A 23,497-nucleotide genomic window follows, 5' to 3' on the forward strand; every position below is an offset into this window, starting at 1 on the left:
AGACATGCACCCACCGGCTCCGGCCGGTCCCGTCCCTTCCCCGATCGACCGAGACGGAGCGTCCCGTGGCACCCCGACCCGCCCCCACCGGCCCCACCCTGCGACGGAACGGCGCCCGCGGCTCGGTGCAGCTCCGGCTGCGGATCGGCCTGGTGCTCATCGCGATGGTCGTCTCGCTGTTCGCGGCGCGCCTGGTGCAGCTGCAGGGCATCGACCCGGGCCAGTACGCCGCGATGGCGGCCGAGCGGGGCACGCGCACCGTGACGCTCCCCGCGGCCCGGGGCGACATCCTCGACCGGGACGGCGACCCGATCGCCGTGTCGGTCACGGGGCTCATGGTGATCGCCGACCCGTCCCTGACCTCGGACAAGGCCCCGGAGATCGCCCGCATCCTGGCGGACAGCCTGGGCGTCGACTACTTCTCCACCCTCGACCGGCTCCGCACCGACGGCAGCCGCTACGAGTACATCGCCCGCCGCGTTCCCGCCACCACCGCCCTCGACGCGGTGGCGGCGGTCAAGGAGGAGGGCCTCGGCGGCGTCTACACCGAGCAGGACCCCGTCCGCGACTACCCGGCGGGCGAGGTGGCCGCGAACCTCGTGGGCTTCATGGGCACCGACGAGGCGCTCTACGGCCTCGAGCGCACCTTCGACCCCCTGCTCGCCGGCGAGGACGGCTCCGCGACGTACCAGGTCAGCGGGGGGAACCGCCTGCCCCGCGGCGAGAGCTCGACGGTGGAGCCGACCGACGGGTCCGACCTGACGCTGACGATCGACCGCGACGTGCAGTGGTACGTGCAGCAGGTGCTGCGCGAGACCGTCGAGGGCTCGGGCGGCGAGTCGGGCGTCGCGATCGTGGAGGACACGCGCACGGGCGAGGTCCTGGCGCTGGCCGACTACCCGACGTACGACGCCAGCGAGCCCCTCGCCGCCGACGAGTCGGACCTCGGGTCGCGCGCCCTCAGCGACGTCTACGAGCCGGGCTCGGTGGAGAAGGCGCTGACGATGGCGGCGCTGATCGACGCGGGCAAGGTCACGCCGGAGACGCGGATCACCGTGCCGTCCCACCTGGAGCGCCAGGGCCGACGGATCGGCGACTACTGGGAGCACGACACCCTGCGGCTGACGCTGGCGGGCGTGCTCGCCAAGTCGTCGAACATCGGCACGGTGCTGGCCAACGACGCCTTCTCCTCGGCGGAGCTGCACGACTACCTGACCGCCTTCGGGCTGGGGCAGCCGACCAACGTGGGCGTGCGGGGCGAGGCGTCCGGCATCCTGCCGCCGGCGGACGACTGGACGCAGATGGAGCACGACCGCATCGCCTTCGGGCAGTCGCTGTCGGTCAACGCGCTGCAGATGATCAGCGCGGTCAACACGATCGCCAACGGCGGGGTCTACGTCTCGCCGAGCCTCGTCGAGGGCGAGGCGACCACCGCGGACGGCCTGACGGTCGGCACCGACACGACGACGACGCGGCGCGTGGTGAGCGAGGAGGCGGCCGCCGAGACGGCGGAGATGATGGAGCGGGTGGTCGACCCCGATGCCGGCGTCGCGCCGGGTGCGCGCGTCGAGGGCTACCGCGTCGCCGGCAAGACCGGCACGGCGCAGCGGGCCGTCGACGGCGGCTACGACGGCACGTCCGTCTCTTTCGCCGGCTTCGCGCCGGCGGACGACCCGCGCTTCACCGTGTACGTCGTCGTGCACGACCCCGCCAGCGGTGGCGGTGGCTCGGTGGCGGGCCCGGCGTTCAGCCGGATCATGTCCCACGTGCTGCGCACCTACGCGGTGGCGCCGACCGGCACGCCGGCCTCCGACCTCCCCGTGGAGTGGTGACGCCGTGCTCGGGCCGCACACGTCCTAGGCTGCTCCGATGACCTCGACACCTCCCACGTCGGCGTCGGACGACCGGGCCGCGCTCCGTGCGGCCCGGCCCCGCGACCCCGCGCCGGTGCCGCTCGCCGGTCTCGTCGCCGACCTGGGCGCCGCCCTCGCCGCCGGGGACGACCCGGTCGTGACGGGACTCGCCGTCACGGGCGTGACGCTCAGCTCGGCCCGCGTCCTGCCCGGCGACCTGTACGTCGCGCTGCCTGGCGCCCGCGCCCACGGTGCCGACTTCGCGTCCGCCGCCGTCGCGTCCGGCGCCGTCGCGGTGCTGACCGACGCGGACGGGGCGGCGCGGATGGCCGCCGGTACCGCCGGGTCCGACGACGTGCGGGCCGTGCCGGTGCTCGTCGTCGAGCAGCCGCGCGCGGTGCTCGGGGTGCTGGCCGCGGCGGTGCACGGTGCCCCGGCGGCCCGGATGGCGACCATCGCGGTGACCGGGACCCAAGGCAAGACCACGACCACGCGGCTCGCGGAGCAGGCGCTCACCGGCGCCGGCGTCCCCGCCGCCGTCATCGGGACGGTCGGCACCCGGGTGCTGGGCCGGGACGTGCCGACGGTGCTGACCACCCCCGAGGCGCCCGACCTGCACGGCCTGTTCGCCCGCATGGTCGAGGACGGCGTGCGCGTGTGCGCCATGGAGGTCTCGAGCCACGCGCTGGTGCTGGGTCGTGTCGACGGCGTCGTGTTCGACGTCGCCGTCTTCACCAACCTGGGGCGGGACCACCTCGACTTCCACGCCGACGTGGAGGAGTACTTCGCCGCGAAGGCCTCCCTCTTCACGCCGCGGCGCACGCGCCGGGCCCTCGTCAACGTCGACGACCCCTTCGGGCGACGGCTGGTCGGGCTCGCCACGGACGCCGGCGTGCCCGTGGTGACGTTCGCGCTCCACGACCCGGCCGCCGACTGGCGCGCGGTCGACGTGGTCGCGGAGCCCGAGGGGTCGCGGTTCACGCTGGTGGGCCCGGGCGGCCTCCGCGTCGAGACCGCCGTGCCGTTGCCCGGCGACTTCAACGTGGCCAACGCGCTGGCCGCCGTCGCCGCGTGCGTGGAGGCGGGGGAGGACGCGGCCGAGGTCGCGGCGGGGCTGGCCGCGTCGGCCGGCGTGCCCGGCCGGCTGGAGCGGGTGCCGACGACGCAGCCGTTCACGGTCGTCGTCGACTACGCCCACAAGCCGGACGCGGTCGCCGCGGCCCTCGGCACGCTGCGCCCGCTCAGCACCGGTCGTCTCGTCCTCGTGCTCGGCGCGGGAGGTGACCGCGACCCGGGCAAGCGTCCCCTCATGGGCCGCATCGGCGCGGAGCTGGCGGACGTGCTCGTCGTGACCGACGACAACCCGCGCACCGAGGACCCGGCGGCCATCCGCGCAGCGGTGCTGGCGGGCGCCGCCGAGGTGCCCGCCGACGCGCGCGCCGAGGTGCGCGAGATCGGGGACCGTCGCCTCGCCGTCCGGGCCGCCGTGGAGCTCGCCGCGGCGGGCGACATCGTCGTGCTCGCCGGCAAGGGCCACGAGACCGGCCAGGAGGTGCACGGCGTCGTGCACCCGTTCGACGACCGCGTCGTCGCCGCCGAGGAGCTCGAGCGGCTCCGTCCCGCAGCCGATCCCGTGCAGGAGGACCGTCCCTGATGCTGCCGCTCACCCTGGCGGAGATCGCCGCCGCGACCGGTGGCCGCGTCGATCCGCCCGAGGCCGCCGACGTGCGGGTCACCGCCCCGGCCTCCCTGGACTCGCGCGACGTGCCCGAGGGCGGGCTGTTCGTCGCGCTCGCCGGCGAGCGGGTCGACGGCCACGACTTCGCGGCCGCCGCCGTGACCGGAGGCGCCGCGGCGGTGCTGGGCGCGCGCGAGGTCGGCGTCCCGGCGGTCGTCGTGCCCGACCCGGCCGTCGCGCTCGGTCGCCTGGCCCGCTTCGTCCTCGACCGGCTGCGTGCCGAGGGCGAGCTCACGGTGCTGGCCATGACGGGCAGCCAGGGCAAGACGGGCGTCAAGGACTACCTGAGCCAGGTGCTCGCCGCGGCGGGGCCCACGGTGGCGACGTCCGGCAACTTCAACAACGAGCTGGGTGTGCCGCTGACCGTGCTGCGGGCCGACGCCGCGACGCGCTACCTCGTCGTCGAGATGGGGGCGCGGGGGATCGGCCACATCGCCTACCTCTGCAGCATCGCCCCGCCCGACGTCGCCGCGGTGCTCAACGTCGGCACGGCCCACCTCGGCGAGTTCGGCTCCGTCGACGCGATCGCACGCGGCAAGGGCGAGATCGTCGAGGCGCTCTCCGCCGACGGGGTGGCGGTCCTCAACGCCGACGACGCCCGCGTCGCCGCGATGGTCGGACGCACCCCGGCCCGCGTCCTCCACTTCGGCGAGGGCGCCGGCCCCGACGGCGTGGCGTGGCGGGGGTTGACGCTCGACGAGCTGGGCCGGCCCGAGGTCGAGGTGGGGCACGACGGCACCTGGCTGCCGCTGCAGCTCACCGCCTCGGGAGCCCACCAGGTGGCCAACGCCGCCGCGGCCGCCGCACTGGCGATCGGCGCGGGGGTGGACCTCGAGGTCGTCGTGGCCGGGCTGGCCGCGTCGTCGCTCCGCTCCCGGTGGCGGATGGAGGTGACGGAGCGCCACGACGGGCTCCTCGTCGTCAACGACGCCTACAACGCGAACCCCGGGTCCATGGCCGCGGCGCTGCGCACCCTGGTCTCGATCGCCGACCGGCGTTCGGTGGGGCGGAGCATCGCCGTGCTGGGCGAGATGCTCGAGCTGGGGGAGACCTCCCACGACGAGCACGTGGCCCTCGGGCACACGGCCGGCGAGCTCGGCGTCGACGTCGTGGTCGCGGTGGGGGCGGCGGACGGCGTCGGCGGCTGGATCGCCGACGCGGCGCGGGCGGCCGGCGCCGAGGCGCACCTCACGCCGACCCGGCACGAGGCGCTCGCCTGGCTGCGACACAATGTCTCGGCTCGCGACGTGGTGCTCCTCAAGGCATCGCGGGGCGGCGGGCTCGAGGTGGTGGCCGAGGGGCTGCTGGCAACAGGGGGCGACCGTGCCGAGGGCGCGGGCGACCCGGACCAACAGGAAGGACCGACGACGTGAGGGCGATCCTGCTCGGGGGTGGACTCGCGCTGGTGCTGTCCCTGCTCGGCACCCGGGTGGCGATCCGGGTGCTGTCCGCGAAGGGCTACGGGCAGGAGATCCGCGACGACGGACCGACCTCCCACCACACCAAGCGCGGCACGCCGACCATGGGCGGCATCGTCATCATCGCCGCCGCGGTGCTCGGCTACCTGTTCGCCAAGCTCGTGACGTGGACGCCGCCGTCGGCGTCGGCCTGGCTGCTGCTCTTCCTCTTCGTCGGGCTCGGCATGGTCGGGTTCCTCGACGACTTCATCAAGATCTACAAGCAGCGCAGCCTCGGACTGCGGAGCAAGGCGAAGATGATCGGCCAGACCGTCATCGCGCTGACCTTCGGCGCGCTGGCGCTCTCCCCGTGGCTGGAGTCGGCGGCCAACGGGCGCACGCCGGCGTCCAACCACGTCTCGTTCCTCCGCGACATCGCCTGGCTGGGCCTGCCCGCCGTCGTCGCGGTGCTGCTCATCTGGTTCATCATCGCGGGCACGAGCAACGGCATGAACCTCACCGACGGGCTCGACGGCCTCGCCGCGGGCGCGTCGACGATGGTCTTCGGCGCCTACACGCTGGTCTGCATCTGGCAGTTCAACCAGCTGTGCGGGCCGGGCCAGGTCAACGAGTACTGCTACGAGGTGCGCGACCCCCTCGACCTCGGCATCGTGGCGGCGGCCATCACCGGCGCCTGCTTCGGCTTCCTCTGGTGGAACGCCTCGCCGGCCCGCATCTTCATGGGCGACACCGGCTCCCTCGCGCTCGGCGGCGCGCTCGCCGGTCTGGCGATCCTCACCCGCACCGAGTTGCTGCTCGTCATCCTCGGCGGCCTGTTCCTCCTCGAGACGCTCTCGGTGATGCTGCAGGTCGGCTTCTTCAAGGCGACGAAGGGTCGACGGTTGTTCCGCATGGCCCCGTTGCACCACCACTTCGAGATGCTCGGCTGGGAGCAGGTCACCGTGGTGATCCGCTTCTGGATCATCACGGGCACCTTCGTCGCGGCCGGCATGGGCATCTTCTACGCCGAGTGGGTGGCGAACCTGTGAGCGGCGCCCGCCGCGACCCCGCCGCCCTCGGCCGCACCGACTCATGGGAGGGCGTGCGCGCCGTCGTCGCCGGGTTCGGTGTCTCCGGCTTCGCCGCCGCCGACAACCTCAACCACCTCGGCGCCGACGTGACCGCCCTCGACGAGTCGACGGCGGGGGACCGGCCCGAGAAGGCGGAGCTCCTCGAGGTGCTCGGGGCCACCGTGCGCCTCGGGCCCGGCACGACGGCGGAGCTGCCCGAGGACGTCGACGTCGTCGTGACCTCGCCGGGCTGGCGTCCCGACGCGCCCCTGCTGGCGCAGGCGGCCGCCCGCGGCGTACCGGTGTGGGGGGAGGTGGAGCTCGCCTGGCGGCTCCGCGACCCGGAGCGCCCGGCGCCGTGGCTCGCGGTGACCGGCACCAACGGCAAGACCACCACCGTGCAGATGCTGGACGCGATCCTCACCGCCGCCGGTCTGCGCAGCGCCGCGGTCGGCAACGTCGGCCGCCCGGTCGTCGAGGCGGTCATGGACCCGGCCGGCTACGACGTGCTGGCCGTCGAGCTCTCCAGCTTCCAGCTGCACTACACGCGGTCGATGAGCGCGGAGTCGGCGGCGGTGCTCAACCTCGCCGAGGACCACCTCGACTGGTACGCCGACATGCGCGGGTACGCCGCCGACAAGGCCCGGATCTACGAGAACGTGCAGCGGGCCTGCGTCTACAACGTCGCGGACCCCGCCACCGAGCAGATGGTGCGGGACGCCGACGTGGTGGAGGGCGCCCGGGCGATCGGCTTCACGCTCGGCATGCCGGCCGTGGGGATGGTCGGCCTGGTGGAGGACATCCTGGCCGACCGCGCGTTCGTCGAGCAGCGCAGCACGAGCGCGGCCGAGCTCTGCACGGTCGCCGACCTGGCGTCGCCCGCCCCGCACTTCGTGGCCAACGCCCTCGCCGCGGCCGCGCTGGCCCGGGGCCACGGGGTCTCGCAGCAGGCGGTGCGCGACGGCCTGCGGGCCTTCCGTCCCGACGGCCACCGCATCGCGGAGGTCGCGGTGCTCGACGGGGTGCGGTGGGTCGACGACTCCAAGGCCACCAACCCCCATGCGGCGCAGTCGTCCCTGCAGGCCTACGACCCCGTGGTGTGGATCGCGGGCGGGCTGGCCAAGGGGGCCCGGTTCGACGAGCTCGTCCAGTCGGCCCGGCCGCGGCTGCGCGGGGCGGTCGTCTACGGCCAGGACCGCGCGGTGATCGTGGACGCGTTGACGCGACACGCCCCCGACGTCCCGCTCATCGTGCTCGACGAGCAGGAGACTTCCTCCGTCGGCGACCCCATGGCGGTGGTCGTCGACGCCGCCGCCCGGCTCGCCGAGCGGGGGGACACGGTGCTGCTGGCCCCGGGGTGCGCGTCCATGGACATGTTCGCGAACTACGGCGCCCGCGGCGACGCCTTCGCCGCCGCCGTGCGGCGGCGGGGCGGGCAGCAGCGACAGGACGGACAGCAGGGGCTCGACTAGCCGCTCGCGGAGCGGCTCGACCTGGAGGGACGGGAAGGACACCGGTGACCACCACGCAGGAGCCCCCCGTCTCGACCGGCCGCACCTCCGTCCGCGGGACCGCGGTGCCGGACCCGCGCAAGGGCCGCCCGGACCTGCGCCGCGGCCTGGGATGGGTCCAGGTCGTGCGGAGCGCCCTCGGGCGTCCCCTCACGTCGTACTACCTGCTCCTGGGTGCCTCGGCGCTCCTGCTCACCATCGGCCTCGTCATGGTGCTGAGCGCCTCGAGCGTCTACGCCTTCAAGGCGACGGGCGACTCCTACCTGGTGGTGAAGCGCCAGCTGATGTGGGCGGTGATCGGCATCGTCGTGGCGGCCGTCGTCGCGCGGATGCCACCCCGGGTCGTGCGTCGGCTCATGTGGTTCCCGGGCCTGTTCGTCGTGGTCGCCCTGCTGCTGGCCACCCAGACGCCCCTCGGCGTCACCGTCAACGGCAACACGAACTGGGTCGCGCTCGGCCCGGTGCAGGTGCAGCCGTCGGAGGTCGCGAAGCTGACGCTGGTGCTCTGGGCGGCGGACGTCTACGCCAACAAGGAGCGGCGCCTCGACCAGCTGCGGCACATGGTCGTGCCCGTCGTGCCCGTCATGCTCGTGATCATGGTGCTGGTGCTCCTCCAGCACGACCTCGGCACGGCGCTCGTCGTCATGGCGATCCTGCTGGCGATGCTGTGGGTCGTGGGGTTCCCGGCCCGCTACTTCGCGATCACGCTCGCGGGCATCGGGGTCCTCGCGCTGGTCCTCGCGTGGACGAGCAAGGAGCGCGTCAAGCGCATCACCAACTTCCTCGACCCCTTCAAGGACTTCCACGACGCGGGCTGGCAGCCCGCGCACGGCCTGTTCGCCCTCTCCTCGGGCGGGGTGTTCGGCCAGGGGATCGGGGCCAGCCAGCAGAAGTGGGGCGACCTCCCCGAGGCCCACACCGACTTCATCTTCGCGGTGCTGGGCGAGGAGCTGGGCCTGTTCGGCACCATGCTCGTCCTCGCGCTGTTCCTCACGATCGCGGTCGCGGCCATCCGGTTGGCGTCGACGACCGCGGACCCCTTCGTGCGCTACGCCAGCTTCGGCATCGTGGTCTGGCTGCTGGGGCAGGCGCTCATCAACGTCGGCATGGTGCTGACGCTGCTGCCGGTCATCGGCATCCCGCTGCCGCTGGTGTCCTACGGCGGTTCGGCGCTCGTGCCGTCCATCGTGGCCCTCGGCCTGCTCATCTCCTTCGCCCGGCGCGAGCCGGAGGCCGCCGCGGCGCTCGCCGCACGACGCCGCGGTCGCTGACCGCGAGGGGGCGCACCCCGGTCCCCGGTGAGCACCCGCGAGACTGACCCGCGACCCGAGACACCGACGACGAGGTCCGGCGCCTGCCCGGACCGTGACCGAGGAAGGCCGATCATGCGCGTGCTGCTCGCCGGCGGAGGAACCGCCGGCCACACCTCGCCCCTGCTCGCGACCGCCGACGCGCTGCTGCGCCGCGACCCCGCGACCGAGGTGCTGTGCGTGGGCACCGCCCGTGGCCTGGAGACCCGGGTCGTGCCCGCGGCCGGGCACGAGCTGGCCCTCATCCCGCCGGTCCCGCTCCCGCGCCGGCCCGGCATGGAGCTGCTGCGCGTCCCGGGTCGCCTCCGGGCGGCGGTGCGCGAGGCCGGTGCCGTCATCAACCGCTTCCGCCCCGACGTGGTGGTCGGCTACGGCGGCTACGTCTCGATGCCCGTGTACGTCGCCGCGCGGCGCCGCAAGCTGCCCCTCGTCGTCCACGAGCAGAACGCGCTGCCGGGCATCGCCAACAAGGTCGGCGCCCGCGTCGCGGACCACGTCGCGGTCAGCTTCCCCGACACCCCGCTGAAGGGCGCGACGTACGTCGGCCTGCCCATCCGGCAGATGATCTCCACCCTCGACCGGGCCGCCCTGCGCGACGAGGCGCGGGCGAGCTTCGGCCTCGACCCGTCGCTGCCCACCCTGCTGGTGACCGGCGGCTCCCAGGGCGCCCGCCGGCTCAACCAGGCGGTCGCCGCCTCGTCGCGGGCCCTCGGGGAGGCCGGCGTGCAGGTGCTGCACGTCGTCGGACCGAAGGGTGAGGCGCAGCCGGAGCCCGTCCCGGGCGTCCCCTACGTCGTCGAGCACTTCGTGGAGCGCATGGACCTCGCCTACGCCAGCGCTGACCTGGTGCTGTGCCGCTCCGGCGCGTCGAGCGTGACCGAGGCGGCGGCGGTGGGCCTGCCCGCCGTCTTCGTGCCGCTGCCGATCGGCAACGGCGAGCAGGAGCTCAACGCACGTCCCGTCGTGGACGCCGGCGGCGGGCTGCTCGTGTCCGACGCCGCCCTCAGCGCCGAGTGGATCGCGGCCACCGTGCCCGACCTCGCCACCGACCCGCACCGGCTGGCCGGGATGGGCGCCGCCGCGGCGGCGCTGATCCCGCGGGACGCCGACGAGCGGCTGGCCGCCCTGGTCGCCGAGGCCGCCGGACGGGGGCGCGCCCGATGAGGGTCCCGGTGCCGGAGCAGATCCTCCCGGCCGAGGAGCTCGGCCGCGTCCACTTCGTCGGCATCGGCGGTGCCGGCCTCTCGGCGATCGCCCGCATCATGCTCGCGCGCGGGATCACCGTGTCGGGCAGCGACGGGGCGGCCTCGTCGACCCTCGACGCCCTCGCGGCGGCCGGCGCGCGGGTCCACGTCGGCCACGCAGCCGAGCAGGTCGCCGACGCGGACACGCTGGTCGTCTCCACGGCGGTGCGCGAGGACAACCCCGAGGTCGTCGCCGCCTACGCGCGGGGCCTGCGGGTGCTGCCCCGCTCGGCGGGTCTCGCGGCGGTGATGGCCGGACGGCGGGTCGTGGCCGTCGCCGGCACGCACGGCAAGACCACCACCACCTCGCTCCTGACCACCGCGCTCGTCGCGACGGGTGCGGACCCGTCGTACGCCGTCGGCGGGGAGCTCGCGCAGCTGGGCACCAACGCCCACGACGGTGCCGGGCAGGAGTTCGTGGCCGAGGCCGACGAGAGCGACGGGGCGTTCCTGGTCTACAGCCCGCACCTCGCGGTCGTCACCAACGTCGACGCCGACCACCTCGACGTCTGGGGGAGCGAGGAGGCCTACCGGGCGGCCTTCGAGCGGTTCCTCGACCGGATCGAGCCGGGCGGCACGCTCGTCGCGTCGGCCGACGACGCCGGGGCGGCCGCCCTCCTGGCCACGGCGGAGGGGCGCGGGATCCGCGCCGTCGGCGTGGGGGAGTCGCCCGAGGCCGCCTGGCGCATCCACGACGTGTCCTTCGCGGGCACGCGCTCGACGTTCGCGCTGACCGGTCCCGACGGCGTCGACGTCGGCCCGGTGACCCTGCAGATCCCCGGCCGCCACTACGTCGTCGACGCGGCCCTCGCCCTGACGGCCGGCCTGCTCCTGGGTCATCCCGCGGACGCGCTACGGGCCGGGCTCGAGTCGTTCACGGGCACCCGTCGGCGCATGGAGGCGAAGGGCGAGGTGGGAGGGGTGCGTGTCTACGACAGCTACGCCCACCACCCCCAGGAGATCGTCGGCGACCTCCAGGCCGCGCGTTCCGTGGCCGGCGAGGGCCGGCTGCTGGTCGCCTTCCAGCCCCACCTCGTCTCCCGCACCCGCATCTTCGGCACGGCCATGGGCGCCGCGCTCGGGGCGGCGGACCAGGTCGTCGTCGCCGACGTCTACCTCGCCCGCGAGGAGGCCGACCCCGCGGTCACCGGCGCGCTGGTCGCGGACGCGGTGCCGCTGCCCGGGGACGCCGTGGCCTTCGTGCCCGGCCTCGACGACGTCGCCGCCGAGCTCGTCCGTCGCGCGCGGCCGGGCGACCTCGTGCTGACGCTGGGGGCGGGCGACATCACCACCGTCGGCCCGCTCGTGCTGGCGGGCCTGGCGGGCCTGGCTGCCGGGGACGCCGGCCCTTCATGAGCCCCGCCCCCACCCGCCCCCGGGGGGCGGACGACGACACCCGGCAGCTCTTCCTCGAGCGGCGCCGTCGCGCGCGCTGGTCGCCGTGGCGCTGGGTCGCGGGCGTCGTCGTCGCCCTCGGGGTCGTCGCCGCCGCCCTGTGGCTCGTCTTCTTCTCGTCGGTGCTCGCGGTCGACGAGGTCGAGGTCCGGGGCGCCGACGTGCTCGAGGCCGCCGACGTCCGCGCGGCCGCCCGGGTGCCGGAGGGCCGCCCCCTGGCGCGCGTCGACGTCGCCGGGATCGAGCGCCGCGTCGAGGCGCTCGCCGCGGTGCGGGACGCGACGGTGACGCGTGCCTGGCCGGACGGGATCCGGATCGACGTCGTGGAGCGGGTCGCCATCGCGGTGGTGGTGCGGGGCACGACCGTGCAGGGCATCGACGCCGACGGCGTCGCCTTCCGCACCTACGAGGAGGCCCCGACCGACCTCCCGCTCGTCGAGCTCGGCGAGGACGCCGACACCGAGGCCGTCGTCGAGGCGGCGCGTGTCGTCGCGGCGATGCCGGCCGCCACCGCGGCCCAGGTGGCCAGCATCGCGGTCACCTCGGTCGACCAGATCGACCTGAGCCTGCGCGACGGGTCGCGCGTGGTGTGGGGGAGCGCCGAGGACTCCGACGCGAAGGGCGAGGTGCTGTCCGTGCTGCTCGCCCAGGACGACCTGGACGTCGAGGAGTACGACGTCAGCGTCCCGGCACGTCCCACCACGCGCTGACGCACGATCGCGACACGCCACGCCGGCGACACGCGGCGTGCCTCCCCGAACGGGACCCGACGAGAACCTACTGTCGTCGGCACGACGAGGTTGACATAACTCTAACCCTCAGCCTGAGGGTGAAGGTTGAGACCTCGATCCCTGACCCACCACCCCCGAGAACGTGAGAGGCGAGCCGCCGTGGCAGCTGCGCAGAACTACCTGGCCGTGATCAAGGTCGTCGGCATCGGCGGCGGCGGCGTCAACGCCGTCAACCGGATGATCGAGGTCGGCCTCAAGGGCGTCGAGTTCATCGCGATCAACACCGATGCCCAGGCGCTGCTCATGAGCGACGCCGACGTGAAGCTCGACATCGGCCGCGAGCTCACCCGCGGCCTCGGCGCGGGGGCCAACCCCGACGTCGGCCAGCAGGCGGCCGAGGACCACTCCGACGAGATCGAGGAGGTCCTCAAGGGCGCCGACATGGTCTTCGTGACCGCGGGTGAGGGCGGCGGCACCGGCACGGGCGGCGCGCCCGTGGTGGCCCGCATCGCCCGCTCGCTCGGCGCGCTGACGATCGGTGTCGTGACCCGCCCCTTCATGTTCGAGGGCCGCCGCCGAGCGGGCTCGGCCGAGGAGGGCATCGCCGCGCTGCGGGAGGAGGTCGACACCCTCATCGTCATCCCCAACGACCGGCTGCTGTCGATCAGCGACCGCAACGTCAGCGTGCTCGACGCCTTCAAGCAGGCCGACCAGGTGCTGCTCCAGGGTGTCTCCGGCATCACGGACCTCATCACGACCCCCGGCCTCATCAACCTCGACTTCGCCGACGTGAAGTCCGTGATGGCCAACGCCGGCTCCGCCCTCATGGGCATCGGCTCGGCGCGGGGCGACAACCGCTCCGTGGAGGCGGCCGAGATGGCCGTCTCGTCGCCGCTGCTCGAGGCCTCCATCGATGGTGCGCACGGCGTGCTGCTGTCGATCTCCGGTGGCTCCGACCTCGGTCTGTTCGAGATCAACGAGGCGGCGGCGCTCGTCGCCGACGCGGTGCACCCCGAGGCCAACATCATCTTCGGTGCGACGATCGACGACGCGCTCGGCGACGAGGTCCGCGTGACGGTCATCGCCGCCGGGTTCGACGGCGGCCAGCCGAAGAAGCGCGAAGAGGGCGCCGCCCTCGGCCGGTCCCGCGCGGAGGCGGCCCCGCAGGCGCCGCAGGCCCCGGCCCGCGCCGAGCAGCGCCAGGCCCCGCCGGTGCCGCAGCAGGCGACGTACGCGCCGGCCCCGCAGCAGCAGCCCCGCCCCCTGCCCCCGCAGCCGCAGGAGCGCCCCAGCGTCCCCGTGGGTGCGCAGCGCCCGGCGCAGCCCGCGCCGCAGGTCGACTTCGAGGACGACCTGGACGTGCCCGACTTCCTCAAGTGAGGTCGTGCGCGAGGTCGACGGAGGTACCCCCGTGTTCGTGGCACGCACCCGTGTCGAGCGGGTCGAGGTGGCGTTCACCTCGGCCCGCTCGGGCGCGCGTCCGCTGAACCTGGCGCTCCCGGGCACGCCCCCGGCGGCGGTGGGGGACGTCGAGGCGGACCTCGAGTCCGTACGACGCGCGCTCGGCGCCAGCCGGGTCCAGGGCATGCACCAGGTGCACGGGGCCGACGTGGCGCGGGTCGAGGACACGACGCCCGACGGTCCGGCCCCCCGGGTCGATGCGCTCGTCACCGCCACCCCGGGCGTCGCGCTCGTCGTCCGCGTCGCCGACTGCGTGCCGGTGCTGCTGGCCGACGTCGACGCGGGCGTGGTCGGTGGCGCCCACGCGGGTCGGGAGGGTGTGCGGGCCGGTGTCGTGCCGGCCGCCGTCGCAGCGCTCCGCGCGGAGGGGGCGCAGGACGTCCGTGCCTGGATCGGGCCGCACGTCTGCGGTCGTTGCTACGAGGTGCCCGCCGCGATGCGGGACGAGCTCGCCGAGCGGATCCCGGCGGCGGGCGCGACGACCGCCTGGGGCACGCCGTCCCTCGACCTGGGTGCCGCCGTGCGGGTGCAGCTGGCCGACGCGGGGGTCACCGAGGTCGAGCACCTGGGCCTGTGCACGATGGAGCACGACGACCTGTGGTCCCACCGCCGCGACGGTGCGGCCGCCGGCCGGCTGGCCGGGATCGTGCAGGTGGTCGCGTGAGTGCCCGGCGTGCGGAGCTCGCGGCCGGTCTCGACGCGGTGCGTCGCCGGGTCGCCGACGCGGCGACGGCGGCCGGGCGCGACGCGGACACCGTGGGCCTCGTCGTCGTGACCAAGTTCTTCCCGGCCTCCGACGTGCGCGACCTCGCCGGCCTCGGGGTCCGCGACGTCGGCGAGAACCGCCACCAGGAGGCCGAGGCCAAGGCCGCCGAGTGCGCCGACCTGGACCTGCGCTGGCACTTCATCGGCGGGCTCCAGAGCAACAAGGCGGCCGCGGTCGCGGCGTACGCCGACGTCGTGGAGTCGCTCGACCGTCCCAAGGTCGTCGGGCCGCTGGCCCGCGGCCGGGCCGCGCGGCTCGACCGGGGCGACGCCGAGGGGCCGCTCGACTGCCTCGTGCAGGTGAGCCTCGACGACCCCGGGGCCGACCACCGGGCGGGGTGCCCGCCCGAGGGCCTGGCGGCGCTGTGCGAGCGCGTGGCGGTCGAGGAGCACCTCCGCCTCGCGGGGCTGATGGCGGTCGCGCCGCTCGGCGAGGAGCCGGCGGCGGCCTTCGACCGCCTGGCCGCGTACGCCGCCCGCGTGCGGGCCGACCACCCGGACGCGACGACGCTGTCGGCCGGGATGAGCGGCGACCTCGAGGAGGCCGTCGCAGCAGGAGCGACACACGTGCGTGTCGGTAGCGCGGTCCTCGGGGCGCGGCCTCGTGTCCAGTAATGTCCGAATCGACCGGTGTCACCCGTGGCGACACCCAGAACACCTGAGGAAGTCAGTATGAGCGGCGCCATGCGCAAGATCGGTGAGTACCTCGGTCTGGTCGAGGACCCCGGGTACGACGAGTACGACGAGCTCGACGACCGGGCCGACGACCGCGAGGAGGTGCGCGAGGAGCGCCCCGTGCGCCGGCGGACCCCCGAACCCGTCGCGCAGCCGGCCGCGCCCGTCGCCGACCTGGCCGAGCGTCGGCGCGTGCAGGTCGCGCCCGTGCCGGCCCCGGCGCCGTCCGCGGTCGAGCTGTCGAAGATCGTGACGCTCCACCCGCGCACCTACAACGAGGCGCGCGCGGTGGGGGAGAACTACCGCGAGGGCGTCCCGGTCATCATGAACCTGGGCGACATGGACGACGCCGACGCCAAGCGTCTCGTCGACTTCGCCGCCGGCCTCATCTTCGCCACGCGCGGCGACATCGAGCGCGTCACCAGCAAGGTCTTCCTCCTGTCCCCGCCCAACGTGACGGTCGCCGCCGAGGAGAAGCAGCGGATCGCCACGAACGGCTTCTTCAACCAGAGCTGACGGGTCGTCTTGGCACTCAACGTCATCGGGCAGGTCGTGCACGCGGTCCTGTTCGTCTTCATCGCGATGATGTGGATCCGGTTCGTGGTGGACTGGGTCCAGGTCTTCGCCCGCTCGTGGGAGCCCCGCGGTCCGCTGCTGGTGGTCCTCGAGGTCGTGTACTCGACGACGGACCCGCCGATCAAGGCCCTGCGCAAGGTGATCCCGCCGCTGCGCCTGGGCAGCGTCTCGCTCGACCTCAGCTTCCTCATCGTGCTGGTGGGGTGCTTCCTGCTCCTCGAGGTCAACCGGCAGACCCTGCTCGCGGCGTGAGCGCCGACGGGTCCGGCGGGTACCGTGGGTCCCGAGAGCCGCGTGAGGCGCTAGTGTTGCGGCGACTTCACGAACCTGACTGATGCAACTGACTCTGTTTCTGCTAGCCGACGAGATGAATGGGTGTGGTCATGCCACTGACGCCTGAGGACGTGAGCAACAAGCGCTTCACTCCTGTCCGGCTCCGCGAGGGCTACGACATGGGTGAGGTCGACCAGTTCCTCGACGAGGTGGAGGCCGAGCTCGCCCGCCTGACGAGGGAGAACGAGGACCTCCGCGCGAAGCTCGCGGCGGCCCAGTCGAGCGCCTCGTCCGCGCCGGCGCCGGTCTTCGAGAAGGCGCCGGAGCCCGCTCCGGTCGCCGCGCCGACCCCGGCCCCCGCGCCGGTCGTGCAGGCCGCTCCGGCCGTGCCCGCCGCCGCCCCCGCGGGTGGCGTCGAGACGATCCGCGTCGAGACCGTGCCGCAGGCGTCCAACGCCGCGGCGCGCCTCCTCGAGATCGCGACGCGCAACGCCGACGAGCTCGTCGACGACGCCAAGAACGAGGCCGACCGGATCATCGGCGAGGCCCGCACGAAGGCGGAGCGCCTCGAGTCCGAGGCCAAGGGCAAGTCCGACCGCCTCGAGGCCGACGCCCGCAAGCGCTCCGAGATGCTCGACGTCGAGACGGCCGAGCGCCGCCAGCAGATGTTCGGCGAGCTCGAGCGCGAGCGCGACAAGCTCAACGGCGAGGTCGACCGGCTCCGGTCGTTCGAGCGGGAGTACCGGTCGCGCCTCAAGACCTACTTCACGCAGCAGCTCGAGGCCCTCGGTGGTGCGCAGGAGTCGCAGCCCGTCTCCGACGTGCCCTCGTCGGCGGCCGCGCCGAAGCGCCTCCGCTCGATCCTCGGCGACGACGAGGCCTGAGTCCCGCACACGCGCGCACGACGCCCCGCGACCGACCGGTCGCGGGGCGTCGTCGTGTCTGCGGCCGAGTCGTTCGCCGGGCCGCTGGTGGGCGGCCCCTCGGCGGAAAACGCGGACCGGTGGGGGAGGGCGGGCAAGAAAACGCGGACCGGCCCGGGGCGAGCACCGGCGTGTCGCGGGCTCGGGTCCGCGTTCTCTTTCGGAGGCCCCGGGGCCTGTCCGCGTTTTCCTGCCCGGACAGCTCCTTGAGCGGGCCGCGACCGACGGCTAGGGTCCCCACACCTCGGGGGCGGTGCGCCCGCGACGAACGAGAGGGTTCGTGATGGCGGAAGCGGTCGTGGGCGAGGAGCCCTGGACGCCGGCGGAGGTCGACCAGGTGATCGCCGAGCTGGAGGCCCAGCAGTCCGAGCTGGCCTCCCAGGTGGCGGCCCAGGAGCGGGAGCTGGCCGGGCTCTTCCGCGACGGCGGCGACGGTGCCGGTCCGGACGCCGCGGACCTCGGTACGGCGACGTTCGAGCGCGACCACGAGCTGACCCTCGTGTCGGGCGAGCGCGACGCCCTGGCCCAGATCGGACGGGCGCTGGCCCGGGCCCGCGACGGCAAGCTGGGGCTCTGCGAGGGCTGCGGCCAGGCCATCCCCAAGATGCGCGTGGTCGCCTTCCCGCGTGCCACACTGTGCGTGTCATGCAAGCAGCGCGAGGAACGTCGCTGAGCTCCGGCTCGGGCGACCACGAGAGCCGTCCCGGTCCCGACGACGCCCCCTCCGGAGGCGCTGTCCGACGCTCCCGACGGCGGGTGTGGCCCGTGTTCGCGGTGGTCGCGCTGGCGGCGTACCTGGTCGACCTCACCACCAAGCAGCTCGCGCTCACGCACCTGCAGGAGGCGGACGGCTCCCGCCCGCGGGTCGACCTGGTCGGGGACCTGCTCGGCCTGCAGCTCGCCTTCAACCCCGGCGCGGCGTTCAGCCTCGGCGAGGACTTCACGGTCGTGATCTCCTGCGTCGCCATCGTGGCGACGGTGGCGGTGCTCGCCGTCAGCGTCCGGCTGCGGAGCCCGCTGTGGGCGGTCGCGCTCGGCATCCTGCTCGCCGGCATCACCGGCAACCTGACCGACCGGTTGTTCCGCGACCCGGGCCCGTTCCACGGCCACGTGGTCGACATGGTCGAGCTGCCGAACTTCCCGATCTTCAACGTCGCCGACATGTGCATCAACATCGCGGCGGTGCTCATCGTCGTGCAGGCGTTCCGCGGCGTACGCGTGGACGGCAGCCGCGTCGAGGAGCAGGAGCAGGCCGCGGAGCGCGACGCGTGAGCGGCGACCGCCGCGTCGTCCTCGTGCCCGAGGGCATGGCCGGCGAGCGGGTCGACGCCGCCATGGCGCGGATGTTCGGCTTCAGCCGCAGCCGGTCCGCCGAGCTGATCGCCGAGGGGCACGTGGTGCTCGACGGCACGCCCGTCGCCAAGTCCGAGCGCGTGCGGGCCGGGGCGATGCTCGAGGTCGAGATCCCCGTGGTCGTCGACCCGCTCGCGGTCGTCCCCGAGATCGTCGAGGGGATCGGGATCATCCACGACGACGACGACATCGTCGTGATCGACAAGCCGGTCGGCGTCGCGGTGCACCCGTCGCCGGGCTGGCGCGGTCCGACGGTCGTCGGCCACCTCGCGGGTGCCGGCTTCCGCATCGCCACGTCCGGCGCCTCGGAGCGCCAGGGCATCGTGCAGCGGCTCGACGTGGGCACCTCCGGCGTCATGGTGATCTGCAAGTCGGAGTCGGCCTACTCGATCCTCAAGAACGCCTTCCGGCGGCGCGAGATCGAGAAGGTCTACCACGCGCTCGTGCAGGGCCACCCCGACCCGCACACGGGCACGGTCGACGCCCCGATCGGGCGCCACCCGCGCTCCGACTGGAAGTTCGCCGTGATGTCGGACGGTCGTGCGAGCGTCACGCACTACGCGACGCTCGAGGCGCACCGGTTCGCCAGCCTGCTGGAGATCCACCTCGAGACGGGGCGCACCCACCAGATCCGCGTGCACATGTCGGCCCTCAAGCACCCCTGCGTCGGCGACCTGACGTACGGCGCGGACCCGACCCTCGCGCGCCGCGTCGGCCTGGAGCGCCAGTGGCTGCACGCCGTGCGGCTGGGGTTCGTGCACCCGGGCACGGGCGAGCCGGTGTCGTACGAGTCCCCGTACCCCGACGACCTCGCGAACGCCCTCGAGGTCGTCCGCGACGCCCACTGAGGCCTCGTCCCCAGGGGTGGCGTCGTCACGTCAGGACTGTCGGCGGAGGGTGCCATCCTCGGCGTCGGTGGTCACGTAGTCTGACGTCCTTCCCCGTGGCTCCCGCTCGTCCCCGTCCGCCCTCGTCCGCCTAGGAGCGCGCTGACCCTCATGGCCGCCGGATCCGACTCGTTCGTCCACCTGCACGTCCACACCGAGTACTCGATGCTCGACGGGGCGTCCCTGCTCGACGGCCTGTTCTCGCGCGTCGTCGACCTCGGCATGCCCGCGATCGCGATGACCGACCACGGCAACCTCCACGGGGCCTACGACTTCTGGTCGAAGGCCCGCAAGCACGGGGTCAACCCGCTCATCGGGATCGAGGCCTACCTGACGCCGCAGACGCACCGCAGCGAGCGGCGGCGGGTGCGGTGGGGCAAGGGCGACACCAAGGAGGAGAGCGGCGACGACGTCGCCGGCGGCGGCGCCTACACCCACATGACGATGTGGGCGCAGAGCACGGAGGGCATGCACAACCTCTTCCGGCTGTCCTCGAAGTCGAGCCTGGAGGGCTACTACTACAAGCCCCGCGCCGACCGGGAGCTCCTGCAGACCTACGGCCAGGGCCTGATCGCGACCACGGGCTGCCCGTCGGGCGAGGTCCAGACGCGGCTGCGCCTGGGGCAGTACGAGGAGGCGCGGCGCTCGGCCGCCGAGTTCCAGGACATCTTCGGCAAGGAGAACTTCTACCTGGAGCTGATGGACCACGGGCTCGACATCGAGAAGCGGGTCCGCGACGACCTGCTGCGGCTGGGCAAGGACCTCGGCATCCCCGCCCGTGGCGACCAACGACTCGCACTACAACAACCCCGAGGACGCGGACGCGCAGGACGCGCTCATCTGCGTGGCGTCGGGCCGCCGGCTGGCCGACCCCAACCGGCTGAAGTTCGACGGCGGCGGCTACTACATCAAGTCGGCCGCCGAGATGCGGGAGCTCTGGGTCGACAAGTACGACATGAAGGAGGCCTGCGACAACACGCTGGCCATCGCCGAGCGCTGCTCCGTGGAGTTCACGGAGTCCACCGGCGGCTACATGGCGCGCGCCGACATCCCCGCGGGCGAGACCGAGGACTCCTGGTTCCGCAAGGAGGTGTGGCGCGGCATCGAGTCGCGCTACCCCGGCGACAAGCTCACGGACGAGGTCCGCGCCCGCGTCGAGATGGAGCTCGGCGTCGTGGCCGCGAAGGGCTACTGCGGCTACTTCCTGGTGGTCGCCGACTTCATCCAGTGGTCGAAGGACAACGGCATCCGGGTCGGACCGGGTCGTGGCTCGGGCGCGGGCTCGATCGCGGCGTACGCGCTGCGGATCACCGACCTCTGCCCCCTCGAGCACGGCCTGATCTTCGAGCGCTTCCTCAACCCCGAGCGCCCCTCGATGCCCGACTTCGACATCGACTTCGACGAGCGCCGGCGCACCGAGGTCATCCAGTACGTCGTCAACAAGTACGGCTCGGAGTACGTGGCGTACATCGCGACGTTCGGCCGGATCAAGGCCAAGCAGGCCATCAAGGACGCGGCCCGCGTCCTCGACTACGGCTTCGCCGTCAGCGACAAGATCACCAAGGCGCTGCCCGCCGACATCATGGGCAAGGGCGTGCCGCTCAAGGAGCTCTTCAACGAGGGCCACAAGCGCTACAACGACGGTGGCGAGTTCCGCGAGCTGCACGCCTCCGACCACGACGTGCGCACGATCTACGAGACGGCGGTCGGCCTCGAGGGCCAGATCCGCCAGTGGGGCGTGCACGCGGCCGGCGTCATCATGTCGAGCGCGCCGCTGATCGACGTCGTGCCGATCATGAAGCGCGAGCAGGACGGCGCGATCATCACGCAGTTCGACTACCCGATGTGCGAGTCGCTCGGGCTGGTCAAGATGGACTTCCTCGGTCTGCGCAACCTCACCGTCCTCGACGACGCGGTGCGCAACATCGAGATGAACCGCGGCGAGAAGGTCGTGCTGGAGGAGCTGACCTTCGACGACCCGGCGACCTACGACCTGCTCTCCCGCGGCGACACGTTGGGTGTGTTCCAGCTCGACGGCGGCCCGATGCGGTCGCTGCTGCGCAGCATGCGTCCCGACAAGTTCGCCGACATCTCCGCGGTCGGCGCGCTCTACCGCCCGGGCCCGATGGGCGCGGACTCCCACAACAAGTACGCGCGGCGCAAGAACGGCCGGGAGCCGATCGAGCCGATCCACCCCGAGCTCGAGAAGCCCCTCGAGTCGGTGCTGGGCGAGACCTACGGCCTGATCGTCTACCAGGAGCAGGTCATGGAGATCGCCCAGGTGCTGGCCGGCTTCAGCCTGGGACAGGCCGACAACCTCCGTCGCGCCATGGGCAAGAAGAAGAAGGAGGAGCTCGACAAGCAGTACGCCGGGTTCCAGGGCGGCATGCTCGAGCGGGGCTACTCGCAGGCGGCGATCACCGCGCTGTGGGAGATCCTGCTCCCCTTCTCCGACTACGCCTTCAACAAGGCGCACTCGGCGGCGTACGGCGTGGTGTCCTACTGGACGGCGTACCTCAAGGCGAACTACCCGGCGGAGTACATGGCCGCGCTGCTCACCTCGGTGAAGGACGACAAGGACAAGTCGGCCATCTACCTCAACGAGTGCCGCCGCATGAAGATCCAGGTGCTGCCGCCCGACGTCAACGAGTCGTCCCACAACTTCACCCCGGTCGGCACCGACGTGCGCTTCGGTCTCACCGCGGTGCGCAACGTCGGCGCCAACGTCGTCGAGCAGGTCGTGCGGGCGCGGGAGGAGAAGGGGCGGTACACGGACTTCAACGACTTCATGTCGAAGGTGCCGCTGCAGGCGTGCAACAAGCGCGTCATCGAGTCCCTCATCAAGGCCGGCGCCTTCGACGACATGAAGCACCGTCGTCGGGCCCTCGTGGCGGTCCACGAGATGGCGGTGGACCAGTACGTCGACATCAAGAAGAACGAGGCCATCGGCCAGGACTCGCTGTTCGGGGGGCTGGACGACGCCGACAGCGACGGCGGCGCCTTCGGCGTGACGGTGACGCTGCCGGACATCGACGAGTGGGACAAGATGACGCTGCTGGCCCACGAGCGCGACATGCTCGGCCTCTACGTCTCCGACCACCCGCTGATGGGTCTCGAGCACGTGCTCGCGCAGGGCACCGACACGACGGTGGGGCAGCTGCTGCTCGGGGAGGACCGGTCCCACGGCTCCCGCGTGACGGTGAGCGGGCTGGTGACGTCCGTGCAGCGCAAGATCACGAAGAAGGGCGACGCCTGGGCCACGATCACGCTGGAGGACCTGGAGGGCGGCATCGAGGTGCTGTTCTTCCCGAGCTCCTACCAGCTCGTGGCGCAGCACCTCGCCCCCGACTCGATCATCCGCGTCACGGGCACGCTGTCGCGCGACAAGGAGCAGCCGGAGATCCGCGGGCAGGAGGTCAGCGTCCCCGACCTGAGCGACGGCCCGAGCGGTCCCGTGGTCGTCTCGATGCCCTCGACGCGGTGCACGGCCCCGGTCGTGGCGCAGCTCAAGAGCGTGCTGGGCGACCACCCCGGGATGACGGAGGTGCACCTGCGCCTGCTGACGCGGGGCACGACGACCCTGCTGCGGATCGACGACCGCCTGCGGGTGACCCCGAGCCCGGAGCTCTTCGCCGACCTCAAGCAGCTGCTGGGGCCGGGCTGCCTCGCGGTCGCCGACTCCCGTGGCTGAGCACGGGGCCGCGCGCCCGGCCGACCACCGGGCCGGCCGGACCGTGGGGCTGCGCGCCGACGCGGTGGGGGTCCTGCGGCTCGTGCACGTCGGGGTGCAGGTGGGCGTCGTCGGCGCCCTGCTGTGGGTCTGGTGGTGGCACCCGGGGTCGGGTGTCGCGTCCGGAGGCGAGTTCTACCCGCGGGTGACGAGCATCGAGGGCACGATCACGGGCACGGCGGCCTACCTCGTGGTGGCCGGGGCCGCCGGTGGCGTGGTCGGCGCCGTCGCCGCCTGGTGGCACCGCGACCGTCCGTGGATGGGCCTGGTGGGCGCCGTCGTCGCGGCCGCCGTGGGCGGCGTCGTGCTGGCCTGGCTCGGTCACCTGCTCGGTCCGGAGGACCCGGCGACGGTCGCGGCCCGCAGCGCCGACGGCACGAGGGTCCCCTACGAGCTGGTCGTCGAGGGCTGGGGGCCCTACGCCGCGATGCCCGCCGGTGCGGTGACGATCCTGGCGCTGGCGTTCCTCCTCCTGGGGAGGAGCAGCGACCGGGCGGTCGCCGAGGAGCCCACGGGCCCGAGGGACCCCACGGACCCCATGGACGCGGGCCGACGGGTCCACGCGTAGAGCGACCCCAGCAGGGGTAGGCCCCGTGCGTCGTGGC

Annotated in this window: 19 protein-coding genes and 1 pseudogene; all 20 read left to right on the forward strand. The window is 73.5% G+C overall.

Annotated elements, in window-relative coordinates; all coding sequences use genetic code 11:
- The first annotated feature begins 65 nt into the window (after positions 1–65).
- The 20 genes and pseudogenes from QE405_RS04610 (at position 66) to QE405_RS04705 (ending at position 23,460) form a co-directional block, all read left to right on the forward strand.
- Positions 66–1,832 carry a peptidoglycan D,D-transpeptidase FtsI family protein gene (locus QE405_RS04610; protein ID WP_307199039.1) on the forward strand — a complete coding sequence of 589 codons (1,767 nt, stop codon included), beginning with the start codon at positions 66–68 and terminating at the stop codon, positions 1,830–1,832.
- Between the two features lie 37 nt (positions 1,833–1,869).
- The gene (locus QE405_RS04615) at positions 1,870–3,507 is read left to right on the forward strand and encodes a UDP-N-acetylmuramoyl-L-alanyl-D-glutamate--2,6-diaminopimelate ligase (RefSeq protein WP_307199040.1); all 1,638 of its coding nucleotides are present in this window, start codon (positions 1,870–1,872) and stop codon (positions 3,505–3,507) included.
- Positions 3,507–4,964, forward strand: a complete 1,458-nt coding sequence (locus QE405_RS04620) for a UDP-N-acetylmuramoyl-tripeptide--D-alanyl-D-alanine ligase (protein ID WP_307199041.1) — start codon at positions 3,507–3,509, stop codon at positions 4,962–4,964. The genes QE405_RS04615 and QE405_RS04620 overlap by 1 nt, the downstream gene beginning before the upstream one ends.
- Positions 4,961–6,037 (forward strand): phospho-N-acetylmuramoyl-pentapeptide-transferase, encoded by a 1,077-nt coding sequence (mraY, locus tag QE405_RS04625; protein ID WP_163770355.1) that lies wholly within the window; start codon positions 4,961–4,963, stop codon positions 6,035–6,037. The genes QE405_RS04620 and mraY overlap by 4 nt, the downstream gene beginning before the upstream one ends.
- Complete coding sequence (gene murD, locus QE405_RS04630; protein WP_373459440.1) at positions 6,019–7,530, forward strand: UDP-N-acetylmuramoyl-L-alanine--D-glutamate ligase; 1,512 nt, start codon at positions 6,019–6,021, stop codon at positions 7,528–7,530. The genes mraY and murD overlap by 19 nt, the downstream gene beginning before the upstream one ends.
- A gap of 44 nt (positions 7,531–7,574) precedes the next feature.
- Positions 7,575–8,840, forward strand: a complete 1,266-nt coding sequence (ftsW, locus tag QE405_RS04635; protein WP_307199043.1) for a putative lipid II flippase FtsW — start codon at positions 7,575–7,577, stop codon at positions 8,838–8,840.
- Between the two features lie 114 nt (positions 8,841–8,954).
- Positions 8,955–10,043: an undecaprenyldiphospho-muramoylpentapeptide beta-N-acetylglucosaminyltransferase gene (gene murG, locus QE405_RS04640; RefSeq protein WP_307199044.1), complete on the forward strand. Its 1,089-nt coding sequence runs from the start codon at positions 8,955–8,957 to the stop codon at positions 10,041–10,043.
- Positions 10,040–11,479, forward strand: coding sequence for a UDP-N-acetylmuramate--L-alanine ligase (murC, locus tag QE405_RS04645; RefSeq protein WP_307199045.1), 1,440 nt, complete (start codon positions 10,040–10,042; stop codon positions 11,477–11,479). Before murG ends, murC begins: the two co-directional genes overlap by 4 nt.
- The gene (locus QE405_RS04650) at positions 11,476–12,228 is read left to right on the forward strand and encodes a cell division protein FtsQ/DivIB (RefSeq protein ID WP_307199046.1); all 753 of its coding nucleotides are present in this window, start codon (positions 11,476–11,478) and stop codon (positions 12,226–12,228) included. Before murC ends, QE405_RS04650 begins: the two co-directional genes overlap by 4 nt.
- 180 nt (positions 12,229–12,408) lie before the next feature.
- Positions 12,409–13,629 (forward strand): cell division protein FtsZ, encoded by a 1,221-nt coding sequence (gene ftsZ / locus QE405_RS04655; protein ID WP_307199047.1) that lies wholly within the window; start codon positions 12,409–12,411, stop codon positions 13,627–13,629.
- Between the two features lie 37 nt (positions 13,630–13,666).
- Positions 13,667–14,374 carry a polyphenol oxidase family protein gene (locus QE405_RS04660; protein WP_307199048.1) on the forward strand — a complete coding sequence of 236 codons (708 nt, stop codon included), beginning with the start codon at positions 13,667–13,669 and terminating at the stop codon, positions 14,372–14,374.
- Complete coding sequence (locus tag QE405_RS04665) at positions 14,371–15,090, forward strand: YggS family pyridoxal phosphate-dependent enzyme (RefSeq protein WP_307199049.1); 720 nt, start codon at positions 14,371–14,373, stop codon at positions 15,088–15,090. The genes QE405_RS04660 and QE405_RS04665 overlap by 4 nt, the downstream gene beginning before the upstream one ends.
- A 57-nt stretch (positions 15,091–15,147) precedes the next feature.
- Complete coding sequence (locus tag QE405_RS04670; protein WP_307199050.1) at positions 15,148–15,666, forward strand: cell division protein SepF; 519 nt, start codon at positions 15,148–15,150, stop codon at positions 15,664–15,666.
- A gap of 9 nt (positions 15,667–15,675) precedes the next feature.
- Positions 15,676–15,978, forward strand: coding sequence for a YggT family protein (locus tag QE405_RS04675; RefSeq protein ID WP_307199051.1), 303 nt, complete (start codon positions 15,676–15,678; stop codon positions 15,976–15,978).
- Between the two features lie 131 nt (positions 15,979–16,109).
- Entirely contained in the window at positions 16,110–16,883 is a 774-nt protein-coding gene (locus QE405_RS04680) for a DivIVA domain-containing protein (RefSeq protein WP_307199052.1), read from the forward strand.
- A gap of 322 nt (positions 16,884–17,205) precedes the next feature.
- A complete protein-coding gene (locus tag QE405_RS04685) occupies positions 17,206–17,595 on the forward strand; it encodes a TraR/DksA family transcriptional regulator (RefSeq protein ID WP_307199053.1) in 390 nt (129 codons plus the stop codon).
- 92 nt (positions 17,596–17,687) lie between these two features.
- Complete coding sequence (locus QE405_RS04690) at positions 17,688–18,194, forward strand: signal peptidase II (RefSeq protein WP_307199054.1); 507 nt, start codon at positions 17,688–17,690, stop codon at positions 18,192–18,194.
- Between the two features lie 35 nt (positions 18,195–18,229).
- A complete protein-coding gene (locus tag QE405_RS04695) occupies positions 18,230–19,123 on the forward strand; it encodes an RluA family pseudouridine synthase (RefSeq protein ID WP_307205553.1) in 894 nt (297 codons plus the stop codon).
- Positions 19,124–19,273: 150 nt separating this feature from the next.
- Positions 19,274–22,853 (forward strand): annotated as a pseudogene (dnaE, locus tag QE405_RS04700) (DNA polymerase III subunit alpha).
- Positions 22,846–23,460: a hypothetical protein gene (locus tag QE405_RS04705; protein WP_307199055.1), complete on the forward strand. Its 615-nt coding sequence runs from the start codon at positions 22,846–22,848 to the stop codon at positions 23,458–23,460. The pseudogene dnaE and the gene QE405_RS04705 overlap by 8 nt, the downstream one beginning before the upstream one ends.
- Positions 23,461–23,497 lie beyond the last annotated feature (37 nt).

This window comes from Nocardioides zeae (genome assembly GCF_030818655.1).
In the GTDB taxonomy this organism is placed as follows: domain Bacteria; phylum Actinomycetota; class Actinomycetes; order Propionibacteriales; family Nocardioidaceae; genus Nocardioides; species Nocardioides zeae_A.